This window comes from Spirosoma pollinicola, assembly GCF_002831565.1.
GTDB classification, from domain to species: domain Bacteria; phylum Bacteroidota; class Bacteroidia; order Cytophagales; family Spirosomataceae; genus Spirosoma; species Spirosoma pollinicola.
On the sequence record NZ_CP025096.1, the window covers coordinates 3,522,476 to 3,535,663 of the forward strand.

Genomic DNA, 13,188 nt, shown 5'->3' on the forward strand with positions numbered 1-13,188 from the left:
CGCCGGGACTTCCGGCGTTTCGTTTTATTATTTTAGTTGATTAAGTCTATAGACTACATACTACCTATGTCTATCCAATTGACCGACAACGTTAGCCAGGCTGCCCGGCGCGATATACTGGATCTGGAACAAAAGATCAGTTCCTTCCGCTCGGGCGATATTGCCGACGAAGCTTTTCGTAAATTCCGGCTTACCCGTGGCGTTTACGGCCAGCGGCAGCCCGGCGTTCAGATGATTCGCATCAAACTGCCTCATGGACGCATTACGGCTGCTCAACTTGTGCGCATTGCCGACCTGTCGGACAAATATGCGACGGGAAATCTTCACGCCACAACCCGGCAGGATATCCAGCTACACTTCGTGAAACTGGCGGATTCGCCCCAGCTTTGGGCCGAACTCGAAGATGCGGGCATCACGCTAAAAGAAGCCTGCGGTAACACGGTTCGGAACGTGACGGGCTCTGCCCGCGCTGGTGTCGATCCGTTGGAGCCTTTCGATATTACGCCCCACGCCTATCATATTTTTGATTATTTCCTTCGCAATCCCATTTGCCAGGACATGGGCCGGAAATTCAAGATCTCGGTTTCGTCAAGCGAAAAGGATTCGGCTTACGGCTACATGCACGATGTAGGTCTCGTTGCCCGTGTGCAGGATGGCAAACGTGGATTCAAAGTGATGCTGGGCGGTGGGCTTGGCGCACAGCCGTTTTCCGCACAGACAGCTTATGAGTTTCTGGAAGAAGACCGGGTAATTCCGTTTATTGAAGGAGTCATTCGGGTATTCGACCGCTACGGCGAACGCCAGAAACGCCACAAAGCCCGCATGAAGTACCTCCTCAACGACATTGGGCTGGACGAATTACTGCGCCGGGTGGCTGAAGAAACACCTGCCTTAAAAACTAAACTTTTTTCGGTCGACGATTCCCCGTTTTCGGTGAGCGATCAGTATAATGAACGTCCTGAAGTGACTGGCTATCAACTGGATACTGACAATCAAAAACTAGCTAATTGGTTTAAAACCAATGTTTTTGAACAGAAACAGGCCGGTTGGTACGCTGTTCAACTGCGGGTGCTATTAGGCGATATGAACGCAGAAACGGCCCGGTCACTGGCGGAAATTGTTAGCAAATATGCAGCCGATGACATTCGGGTTACGGTCAATCAGGGCTATTTACTTCGGTTTATCCGGCCGGAAGACCTGCCAGCCGTATTCGAAGCCCTCGACGCGTTAGGGTTGGCGAATCCCGGTTTCGACACCACAGCCGACATTACCACATGCCCCGGCACAGACACCTGTAACCTTGCCATTTCGAGCAGTTATGGTATTACCCGGGCGCTTGAAACAATGATGCACGACGAGTTTCCTGATCTGGTCTTCAACGACGACATCAAAATCAAGATCTCGGGATGCATGAACGGCTGTGGTCAGCACTCGGTGGCGAATATCGGCTATCACGGCTCATCGCTTAAGAATGGCGCGTATGTGTTGCCTGCGTTGCAGGTATTACTGGGCGGTGGTTTCAATGGCAAAGGTGAAGGATTGATTGCCGATAAAGTCATTAAAATACCGGCAAAACGCGGTCCTGAGTCCCTCCGCTCTTTACTCCGCGATTTTGAAGCCAACACATTCGATGGCGAATATTACAGCGATTACTACGCCCGGCAGGGAAAAAACTATTTTTATCAACTTCTAAAACCCATCGCCGATCTGAAAACACTGGTCGACAGCGATTACATTGACTGGGACCATACCGAACAGTACGTAACAGAAGTTGGTGTTGGCGAATGCGCCAGCGTGTTGATCGACTTAGTTGCCACCACCTTAACCGAGGCAACCGAAAAACTGGGCTGGGCACAGGAAGCTTTCTCGGATGGTCGCTGGGCCGATGCGCTTTATCACGCTTATAACGTATTCATCACCGGCGCAAGGGCCGCGTTGATGAGCCGCGATATTCCAACCAATACGCAGCACGGTATTGTCAGTGATTTCGACAAAAACTTTGCCACCGGTACGGCAAACAACGAATTCAACTTCCACAAGGCTGAAGGCGATTTCAAAGCACTGGTCTTCAGCATAAACAAACAGGAACCTTCTGAGGCTTTTGCCCAACAGTTCCTGGCACAGGCCGAAATGTTCCTGCAAACCATTCAAGCCTTCCGCGAAGCGCAAATTGAGCGGGAAGGCACCCCCGAATTGCAGGAATTAAGCCAGGCACAGGATAGCTAAAGGTGAAAGAGCGAAAGAGTGAAAGAGCGACAATTAATACGCCATCCACTCATTCGCTCTTTCACTCTTTCACTCTTTCGCTCTTTAAACAATGAAACTCACTCTCGTAGGAGCTGGGCCAGGTGACCCGGATTTAATTACGGTAAAAGGCATTAAGGCGTTGCAACAGGCCGATGTGGTGATGTACGACGCGCTGGTTCATACAGACTTGCTTGATTATTGCCGCCCCGATGCCCTGAAGGTTTACGTTGGAAAACGGCGTGGAGCCTATTCGTGCATGCAGGAAGACATTAACCCCCTCATTGTGCATTATGCGCAACAATACGGCCATGTTGTACGATTGAAAGGGGGTGACTCGTTTGTCTTTGGCCGGGGTTTCGAAGAAATCGAGTTCGCCCGTCAGCACGGGATCGACACGCAGGTGATACCGGGCCTGTCGAGCAGCTATGCCGTACCGGCTTCGGCGGGTATTCCGCTAACGACTCGGGGGGTTTCAGAAAGCTTTTGGGTGATAACGGGAACGACCAAAGCCGGGCAACTGTCGAACGACCTGCATCTGGCAGCCCAATCGACCGCAACGGTGGTAATCCTGATGGGCATGCATAAACTTGCCGACATCATGGCGGTATTCGCCGGTAGTGGTAAATCCGAAACGCCCGTTGCTATTATCCAGAACGGTACGCTGGCCGACCAGCAAAAAGTCGTTGGTCGTGTTCAGGATATTTTAGAGAAAGTCAACGAATCGGGCATTGGTAATCCGGCCATCATCGTCGTGGGTGAGGTAGCGGGGCTTTCATTGACCGAGCTACAGACGATACAATCGGTTAATCAAGTTCCATACTAGAATAGGATGTTTACGCAAACCTGTTCGTGATCATGTATATAAAAGAAGCCCTTTCTGTGTAGTGAGGGCTTCTTTTATATACATGATCTACTATTTCAATACTTAGTTAAATTGACAATTCGGACCTACCAGGCGAAAAAATAGTGAATTTGTGATTTAAGAATTTACTTATTATCAATTATTCATTTTAATTTGATCTATTAAATAAGCACCACTTGGTTACGAGCCTATAACTCAGCAAAAAAGTAAATTTCCTTTCTAAACTTAAACGTATGAGAACCCTTTTTTGCTTCTCACTCCTCTTATTCCTTTTATCCTGTAAACCTACGAACGTAGAGACCATAGCCCCCGAGTATCCAGACTGGTACACTATTCAGTCGCCTATTGATAAGGAACTACAAAGCGTGTGGGGTAATCGCGATAAAACCTTAGTAATAGCCACCTTCTCTGAGGTATTTCGCTCCACCGATCAAGGAAAAAGCTGGAAAAAAGTTCTTCAGCAATCCATCGGCATATTCGGCTTGGTTTCCTATAAGGATACTCTATTTACGCTGAATGGCTTGCTCAATAGCCGTTATCTGGTTAACCCAGGTAATTACAGTATCGATGATGGGAAGAACTGGCAACGGTATACCCGACGAAATCCCGTCTTTGACCCATCAGAAAATGGATCGAAAACTGCGTATTCAATTAACCCGGTCACGACGGCAAATAGCCTACAGTATACCATCAACCAGGTCTTTTTAGATGGCCCCGCTGCTACAACGGGCATCTTTGAAACGCCGGGTGTTATCAGGTCTGATGGTCGACGTATTGACCTTCCTCAGCTTCATCAATTACATAGTCTGTATCTTGATGACCAGGAGCGGCTTTATATTACAGGAACGGATGCAGTTTGTAGTAGCGGCCATTCGGGGCAAAGTTTTTCATTTTGCAACAGCAAAAATGGTCGGGGGGTGGTTTATATATCAAAAAGACCACAGCCTTAGCTTTACAAAACCTGCTTGCTGCGCCTGGATAGATGGTTTATGTTGTACTCGGTGCTAACTCTAAATGTTCGTCTTGGCTGTTTTCCTGCCTGATTTTCCGTAGAATAATAAAGCAAACAAGGCTTCACCCAAAATAGGCGTGGCTATCGCAATCATAATGGCAAATACCGAGGCTACCATAATACTCAATCCCCGTAAAGGTGTGACAGTCGAATCGTCTAAGTCCTGATGGCTTGATTTGGCTTCTTGCATACGTTTGTTAGTTTTCCTGAAAATACTATAAAAAAGTACTGGTTGCGGGGTTAAAAATAAATTAGTTAACCAAACAATACCATCAAAACGCTAGTCGAATAAACGAGTGTAATTAGCCTTTTGCAGGAATTAGTCCATTGGTTCCAGCTATTAATCCTACCTCATTTCCTCACCACCGGAAATTGTGAGATTCGCAGGGTTGTACAACCGTAAGGCACCAGACTTATTTCCTCTTCCTCTTTGGCTGTTTCCAACCCGCTGGTTATGCTGAACGGAATAGGCCCTGTCATGTCATTGTAAAGCTGCCAGGATGGTATGCGCCGGGCTTTGACCCGAATTTCTGAAGGTGCATTGTCCAAATTCCAGGGGAAGGCGTTCACCGTTTCTTTTGTGGTAACTTTCAGGGCTTTTTCCAATTGATTTTCGGGCACGTCGACAAGCCCGTAATTCCAGGGTGTTGTCGGCCGAACTTCAATGTATTGGTCGCCATAGTTTATTGGGTCTTTTTCATTTTTTACCGTTTTTGACTCCTCTCCCATTTTCAGGGCGTAGGTCAGTGGACCACGCTCTATAGAGGTTGAATTTTCATACCATTTGCTGGTCTTTACGTGCATGGGTAAGTGTAACTCAACCACATCGCCGGATTTCCAGACACGGTTTACCGCCACAATCTGATTACCGGCAATTTCTTTCCATGTTTTCCCATTGACCAAAATCGTTGCATGTCGGCACCAGGCCGGAATACGCAAATGCAACGGAAAATTGAGTGCTTTCCCGATGGTAGTAGCCTTCAGCGTAAATTTTACGGTTTCCTCGAAGGGGTAATTGGTTTCTTCCACGAAGGTCACTTCGGTGCCATTTCCTACGTAAGCCTTTACCTCGCTGGGCGAATACACCAGGGCAGCAAGGCCTTTGTCGGGCCGCCCCGGCGTACCGGTAGCATACCAGAGGTTTTGAGTAAACTTCGGCCACCCCTGGTGCATATTCGACGTACAACAGGGATAACCCGTTAGTAAACCCATGCACACATCGGTACCGCCATGATTTTGATCGAAATTTCGAACATGCCGGGTGAGCATCACCTGATTTGCCTGTTGAAAATACTGTCGGCCCATAAAATCGTCGGTAACCTGGGCGGGCAGGGCGTTGAAGGCAATTTTCTCTAACTGGTCGGCATACGCAACGCTTCCGGTTATATTCAGCATACTTTCCAGACTAAACATCATCTCGACAGCACTGCACAATTCGGAACCCTGCGTCGGATTGTTTCCATGTAGAGCCTCATCGCCCCCGTAAAGGCCATGCGCCATACCGTTGAAGTGACGATTGTCGGCAAGTCCCTTATCGACAGCCTGTACGTACTTTTGATCGGGATGTTGCTGGTAATAAATCAGTGGCTCTTTGATACCCTGTGCCAGATTGACACAATGGATACTCCCCTGTTCGCTCAACATGTTCGTTTTCAGAAAGCCGTTCGTATAATCGAAGGTTTGCTTATGGATTAAATCAGCAAGGTCGAGCAGGAATTTATCGCCGGTTTGGTTGTAGAGCCAGTAAACGACCATCAAGTTGTCGCCACCACGATAGCGAGCCCAAAACGTCCAGTGATCGAGCGGGTGTTTTGGGAGTTCTTTTAATTGGTACGCAAAGTAATCGGTCATCAGCCTGATCACCCGCGGGTCGCGCGTTGCGGAGTAGTATTGCTTCAAAATCTTGAGCATGACCATTTTAGGCCACCAATCCTCACAATTGTCCCGTTGCAAGCCTGCTTCCTGTGGGTAATTTTTTAACGGTCCGAAATAGCCGTTGGGTTGCTGGCTGTTGATGGCCCACTCTATCCAGGGCTTGGTTTTTGCAATGAGTTCCTGATCGTCCAGGAGGTAGGCCAAGGGTAAAAGGCCGTCAATCCAGTAGGGCCCCCGCTCCCATTGGTCGCCATCGCCCCCGAGCCAGCCGTTGCGTTTACCCATCACAAGTGGATAAAGTTCGTCAAGCCGTCCGGAAGCACCTGTCTTTTGTCGAAGCAGCATTTCCTTCAACCACCCCTTCGCTTTGATCGCACCTAACGGCAATTCAATGTAGGGATTGGGGCGCAGGGGTTTCCGATTGTTGATGTAGGAGACAACTGGTGAAGGGGTAGCGGTGTTTTTTGGCTGGGCGAAGGTCTGACCCAGAAGCCCCAAAAAAAGCAGTAACGGAAGAGGTAGGCGCATAAATACGTACAGAATTGATAAAAAGGGATGATGAATAATGTAGAATTGTTAAATTCAGACAATCAGTAGTTTATCTTTTTTTATTTCATTCTTCATTATTCATTCTACACTATTAACTATACATTCAAGGCGTGCTCCTGTAAAGGTTACTGCCTGTTCGCCGGGCTTTTCGGGTTTGGCTGACTTATAACTTTAGTCGAATCCCGATTTTATTAAGTAATCCAGTAATCCAAACGCACAGAAGGGCGAATAAAAAGGATTTTAGCAGACCAACGCCACCCGTCAACAAAACTTTGGGTAAGTGAAGGTTTAGCAGCGTTGTAAAGGCGTAGGCAAAATATGGGATCAGGTAGCATAACAGGGTATCTGTGCCAGCGGGCTTAATAAACGTAAACCAGTTCGCATTTTTACCCTCATCAACCAGCCAGTAGATGGCCGTAAAGATCAAAATTGTGAGAGCACTACACAGAAATAACCAGGCGGGTGTAGCTGCCAGTTTACTGAGACCCCAGAATGTGCGGGTGTACATCGATAAACCGATCAGGGCGATAGACACTATGACGAAAACAAGTGTCATCCGTTTAGACTCACCCTGCTGGCGGTACTGTTGAAAAAGAGTGGAGAGGACCACGCCCCCCATCGTCAGGCCTGCCATGGTGCCTCGGCTTATGGCACTGGGAATGAACGAAATAGCGTTGGGAAGCAGTTCGGCAGACGCGATCATGCTTAGTAAGCAAAAACCGGCCCAGGCAGCGACTAAAACGCCAATCCGGTTTTGGGAAAAAACAGTTACCAGAGCTGCGGCCAGATACGACCAGCCAATGAGGCCCAGAATTCCCCACCAGTGTGTTGCGAATCGACTTCCCTGTTCGCCCCGATACATGAAGGCCATGCCAACCAGGATGCCTATTGCCACTAGCTTACCTGTCAGCACTACCCACTTAGTTGCCGTTTTAGGGTAGGCATTCCAGAGTACGATAAAGCAAATACACGCTACTACATTCCAGACCAGTCGGTGCATTCCGGTAGCCGCTTCATCGATCGACTCCCCGTTAACCAGATAAACGCCCATTACCAGCAAGGCAACCGAGCGCATGATGACATGACCAATAAGTGCAAGGTCTGAGTCACCCTTTTTCCGTCGGGCGTTAACCGCAAACGGGAGCGACATGCCTACGATGAACAGAAAAGCAGGAAATACTACATCAGCCAGTCCCATACCATCAACTCCGCCCGGCACGTGCTCTAGCCAGACGGGAATATCGGTGAGCGACCACAGGTCATTGACAAAAATCATCAGGATCATTGTCAGGGCTCGTAAAATATCGATTGAGTCGACCCGCATGGGTATCGTGAGCGACCGCGCTGGTTGTGCAGGAACTGTTTCTGGTAGAGGCATACTGTGTTTTTGGTATTCTGCTACAACCTACAAAAAAATAAGACAGGCTCAGTGGATTACTAGGCCTGTCTTATTTTAGTACTCTTGAAGCCCAGCCTAAAATAAACCTTTAATTTATATACAGCCATTTCGCATATAATGCCTTTTGCGCGGCAGTCTGGTTCTCTACGGGTTCAATCCGGTAGCTAACCAGCGGATTCTGTGTTAAGGTAACGGGGATTTCGCGAAGAAGCCCGGCCCGGTTAACCAGCACGATTATCTTATCGCCCACCTTACGACCGCTAATAAGGCGCAAAAGGTCATCACCCACGCGAACACCGTTTACGGATATAATTTCATCGCCAACATTTAAGCCATCCGTATACGCTGCTGATCCACGCCGAACACTGGAGATCGTTGATTTACCGTTGGCCGGGCTGGTCGCTGCCCCCAGAAAACCGTCCTGCACTTTAGCCGCTACGTTGGTCAGTTTCACCCCCACAGGTTCAAAGTAGGCATTGTAGTTTATAGGCTCTGATGTGTTCACACCGATGTTGAAGAAGTCATCGAGTTTACGACCGGCAACCTGTTCGGCCGCCTTACGAAACTCGTCATCCGTAAACCCTCGCTTTTGCTTTTTGTAGTATTCAGCATACAGGAGCCGTAGCAGATCGTCCATGTTCCGTTGGCCGTTGGTTCCTGCCAGAATGGCCAGGTTTAACAACGATCCCAACACGCTGCCCTTGCTATAATAGGATATCGTTGTATTGGCCGAGTTTTCGTTTGGCCGGTAGCCTTTAATCCACGCATCCCAACTCGACTCAGCCGCCGATTGAACGCGCGTACCCGGTTGATTTTCAATTTCGGTAATGCTGCTGGCGACCAGATTGAGGTAAGCCTCCGGCGTATGAAACCCGGCTCTTCGCAAAATATACTCCTGATAAAATGAGGTACATCCTTCTGATAGCCAGAGCATATGGGTATAATTCTCGTTCTCGTAATCGAACGGTCCCAGCGCTACCGGCCGGATGCGCTTTACATTCCAGAGGTGGAAATACTCGTGAGCAACCAGCGAGAGAAAGCGTTTGTAATTCGCGTCGGTGGCGTAGGCATTGCGTGTCGTTTCGAGGGTTGTTGAATTAAGGTGTTCAAGACCGCCCCCACCCGGCGGAATGTGATGGACAATAAAGGTATAGTGTTTGCAGGGGTGTTCGCCTACAACCGTGGCAGCAGCTTCGCAAACGCGCTTGTAATCGGCCGATAAACGTTGCTGATTATAGTCTACATCGCCAAACATAGCCACCGTATGCGGAACGTTGGAAGCCGTGAAGCTGAAGGTTTTCTGATTACCAATCTCAATGGGGGAATCGACCAATATGTCAAAATCGGCTGCTTCAAACGTATTTGCCTGTCCATCGACTGGTTCAAGTCCTGTTGTTACGCTCTTCCAGTCTTTGTAGGGTTGCACCACCACGCGCAGGGGAATCGTCTTGAGTGCATCATGATACATAAATACTCCGGCAGGGGTTACGTAACCGTGGTCTGCATCAACGAAACTCGTTCGCACAGTTAACTCGTTTGCATACACCCGGTAACGAATTGTCAGGTTGTCCTCTGATGAATAGACGCGCCAGGCATTTTTCCGAATTTTATCGCTCGAAACAGCTTTACCACCGGCAGAGGCCGTGAACGCTTCTACATTTTTGGCGTATTCGCGAATCAGATAAGAACCCGGTGTCCAGACGGGCATTTTGATGTCTAGGTAGCCATTTTTCTTCGCATTTGTGGCACTTGCCACGTTTTTCAATTGCATTTCTACCTCGAAATAGTGCGTCTGTGGCTCGGGCATCGATAGCACGTAGGTCACAGTTGGTGAGGCTGCCGGAGGGGTTTCCTCATCGGCAATAACAGGCGTAGCAGTTGATGAAAATGGAATAAAAAATGTCCAGACAGTAAGTAAATACAGAAGCCGGGCGTTTTTTTTCATACGGAAACAGGAATACCTTCGTTTTTTGTCCAGATTTGACGTGATATTTGTCAATTTATCGGCGAAACTACGACGCAAATCAGACAAAAAGTAGTTTCAGGGTCAATGTTTCAGGTTTATGCACCGAACGCTACCCATTGAAACTGAAACCTGAAACATTGACCATAATTTTTCTCTATGCCCTATTCATCCGCCCACCTGGGTCAACACCAATCGCTCCATACGCGAATCAGTCGGTTGCTGATTTTACTGTCCCTTGGGTTTTTTACCATCCTGTCGGCTTCGGCGCAGCGAACGCAAAGTAATGCCGAACCTGATTACCATTATCGAAATGGCCTTGAGCTCTTCGAGAAAGCCAATTATGCGGCTGCCCGATACGAATTCCGGCAATACCTTGAGCCCCGACGGGCCGGTGGCTCCCAGACGCTGCTCACGACCGGCGATCAGAATGCGGTAGAAGCTGAGTATTACATTGCCCTCACCAGCCTCTATATCGACGAACCGGGTGCTGAACTCCTGGTGGACCGTTTCGTTAAAAATCATAGCCAGCACCCAAAGGCCGGCCAATTATACGGCGATCTGGGAACGTACTATTATGCCCGACAGGATTATACAAAGGCGATTGATTTCCTTCAGAAAGCGGTATCGCAAGGCGGCAGTTCGGCGCAGCAAACGGCCTTTAAGTATCAGTTGGCCCTCTCCTACTACAACACCCAGAATTTACAACAGGCTTTACCATTACTAAATGAAGTAAAAGTTGATGCAAACTCACCCGATGCACCAGCCGCTTCGTATTATGCCGGTGTGATCAACTTCCGGAACCGCAACTACAACGAAGCTGTCGCCGATTTCCGACGGGTCGAAAACAACCCTACCTACCAAAACCAGGTCCCTAACTGGATTGCTCAGTCCTTGTATAAGCAACGTCGGTATGATGATCTGCTAACTTATACCGAACCGCTCCTCCGTCGCAACAATGGAGCGGGCATGACCGAAGTGGCCCTCTTTACTGCCGAAGTTTTTTATCAGCAAAACCAGTTTGCCAAGGCCATTCCGTATTATAAACAATACATCAACACGGCGGGAGCTAAAGCGCCGGGAGCGGTGAAGTTCCGCTATGGACAGTCGTTGTTCCGCACGGGGGCTTACAATGACGCCATCACGCAACTTAAAACGTTGACAGGCGGCAAAGACACTACGGCTCAATATGCAGCGTACACCCTCGGTGTCAGTTACTTACAAACTCAGAACCCGACCTATGCGTTAAATGCATTCGATCAGGCCGGGCGGCTGACGTTCAACCGGGATATTCAGGAGGAAGCGCGTTTCAATCACGCCAAACTACAATTAGATCAGAATAACGGGGCCGATGCCGTAAAAGAACTGACGGCTTTTTTGAAGCAGTATCCCGATAGTAAGTTCGAGAATGAAGCGAACGAGCTGGTTGGCGAAGCCTATTATGCGTCGAATAATTACCCGGCGGCCATTGCCTACATTGAAGGCCTCAAACGCCGGACGCCTAAAATCAACGCGACCTATCAACGGTTGACCTACAATCAGGGTGTAAACGATTTCAATGCCGAACGCTACCAGCAGGCCGTTGCCAACCTAGACAAATCCCTGAAATTTCCGGTCGATAATGACCTACAGCAGGCCGCTCAATTCTGGAAAGCCGAGTCATATTCGGCGGGTAAGCAATATGATACCGCCATCCCCTTATACGCCAGTATTTCTAAATCGGGGTCAGGAAACTACGCGGCAAAAAGCCTGTATGGGTTAGGCTATGCCTATTACAACAAAAAGGATTACACGAAAGCGCTGCCCTATTTCCGTGATTTTGTGAATCGTGGCGCTGATGCCGACGACCGGTCTCAAGTGCAGGACGCAACAATCCGGCTTGCCGATTCGTATTTTGTGACGAAACAATACGAAAATGCCCTTCGCTCTTACGATCTGGCCATCGCGCAGAATGCCCCTGATAAAGATTACGCATCCTATCAAAAAGCCCTGATCTTAAGTTATGTTGGGCGAGATGCCGAAGCAAAAGCCCAGTTCGAACAAGTGCAGCGTCAATACCCGAACTCGCGCTTTGTCGATGAGTCACTCTTTCAAAAAGCCAACGTTGATTTCGAAAAAGGATCGTATCAAGTGGCTATTCAGGGCTTCACCCGCTTAATTCAGGACAAGCCCAACAGCGCACTCATACCAGCCGCTCTACTGAAACGGGCCATTGCTTATGGTAATGTGCAACAATATGACCCGGCCGTTGCCGATTACAAACGCATTCTGGATAATTACGGCAATTCTGACCAGGCGCAAAGTGCGCTGTTGGGCATTCAAAATACCCTGAACGATGCCGGTCGGCCCGAAGAGTTTTCTCAGGTTTTAGGACAATACAAGAAGGGCAATCCGGGCAGCACGGATGTTGAACGGGTACAGTTCGAAAATGCCCGGGATATCTACTCCAGCGGCAAATACCAGCAGGCCATTCAATCGCTTCTCGCCTTCATGCAGGAGTACCCGGCCAGCCCGAGCACGAACGAAGCCCGCTATTTTCTGGCCGAATCGTACCGGCAAACTGACGACGCTGCCAATGCGCTGCGTTATTACAATCTGATTGTTGCCGACAACAAATCAGATTACCTGGTTCGGGCCGCCACTCGCGCGGCTGATCTGGAAATAAAACAGAAAAATTACGCTCGGGCGATTCGCAACTATCAGATTATCCAGAGCCGGGCAGGCAGTAAAGCCGAACAAGTTACCGCTCAACTGGGCCTGATGGATACCTACTTTGCTATTCCCAAGCTTGACTCCGCTACCACAATTGCGCGGGATGTTGCCTCGGGTGGTAACGTCGTGGCAGGGGCGCAAAACCGGGCTCAATTGATGCTCGGAAAGATTGCGTTGGCCAAAAATGACTATAAAACAGCCCAGTCAGACTTCGAGAAAACCATCGCACTGGCTAAAGATATCAACGGTGCCGAAGCCCAGTATCACTTAGGTGAGATTCTCTATCGGCAGAAAAAGTATAAAGAGTCTGTCACAACGCTGTTGAAATTTAATGAACAGTTCAGTGATTTTGAGTACTGGAAGGGAAAAGCCTTTATACTGATTTCAGATAATAACGCTGCGCTCGACGAACCAGCACAGGCCAAGGCTGTCCTGAACTCGATCATTGAAAACTCATCCGACCAAACCATCGTTGCCGAAGCCAAACAAAAGCTGGCCACACTAGAGTCTAAAAATTAATGAAGAGTGCAGAATGAAGAATGAAATGTTGGTAGTCGATTTGTCAATGG

Annotated in this window: 8 protein-coding genes; 4 read left to right on the forward strand and 4 right to left on the reverse strand. The window is 48.7% G+C overall.

The features are described 5' to 3' along the window. The first annotated feature begins 66 nt into the window (after window positions 1-66). The 3 genes from CWM47_RS14660 (at window position 67) to CWM47_RS14670 (ending at window position 4,059) form a co-directional block, all read left to right on the forward strand. Complete coding sequence (locus CWM47_RS14660) at window positions 67-2,226, forward strand: nitrite/sulfite reductase (protein ID WP_100988746.1); 2,160 nt, start codon at window positions 67-69, stop codon at window positions 2,224-2,226. A 91-nt stretch (window positions 2,227-2,317) separates the two neighbouring features. Beyond that, entirely contained in the window at window positions 2,318-3,070 is a 753-nt protein-coding gene (gene cobA, locus CWM47_RS14665) for a uroporphyrinogen-III C-methyltransferase (protein WP_100988748.1), read from the forward strand. Window positions 3,071-3,342: 272 nt separating this feature from the next. Then, window positions 3,343-4,059, forward strand: coding sequence for a beta propeller repeat protein (locus CWM47_RS14670; protein ID WP_100988750.1), 717 nt, complete (start codon window positions 3,343-3,345; stop codon window positions 4,057-4,059). A 60-nt stretch (window positions 4,060-4,119) separates the two neighbouring features. Here CWM47_RS14670 and CWM47_RS14675 read toward each other — a convergent pair whose 3' ends face one another. The 4 genes from CWM47_RS14675 to CWM47_RS14690 form a co-directional block, all read right to left on the reverse strand. Next, complete coding sequence (locus CWM47_RS14675; RefSeq protein ID WP_100988752.1) at window positions 4,120-4,311, reverse strand: hypothetical protein; 192 nt, start codon at window positions 4,309-4,311, stop codon at window positions 4,120-4,122. 161 nt (window positions 4,312-4,472) lie between these two features. Further along, on the reverse strand, window positions 4,473-6,524 hold the full coding sequence (locus tag CWM47_RS14680; protein WP_100988754.1) for a beta-L-arabinofuranosidase domain-containing protein: 2,052 nt from the start codon (window positions 6,522-6,524) through the stop codon (window positions 4,473-4,475). 184 nt (window positions 6,525-6,708) lie between these two features. Continuing rightward, entirely contained in the window at window positions 6,709-7,923 is a 1,215-nt protein-coding gene (locus CWM47_RS14685) for a DUF5009 domain-containing protein (RefSeq protein ID WP_100988756.1), read from the reverse strand. Between the two features lie 109 nt (window positions 7,924-8,032). After that, window positions 8,033-9,889 (reverse strand): M61 family metallopeptidase, encoded by a 1,857-nt coding sequence (locus CWM47_RS14690; RefSeq protein ID WP_100988759.1) that lies wholly within the window; start codon window positions 9,887-9,889, stop codon window positions 8,033-8,035. Between the two features lie 177 nt (window positions 9,890-10,066). On the opposite strand from CWM47_RS14690, the gene CWM47_RS14695 reads away from it, so the two are divergent. Beyond that, window positions 10,067-13,138, forward strand: a complete 3,072-nt coding sequence (locus tag CWM47_RS14695) for a tetratricopeptide repeat protein (protein WP_100988761.1) — start codon at window positions 10,067-10,069, stop codon at window positions 13,136-13,138. Window positions 13,139-13,188: the final 50 nt, after the last annotated feature.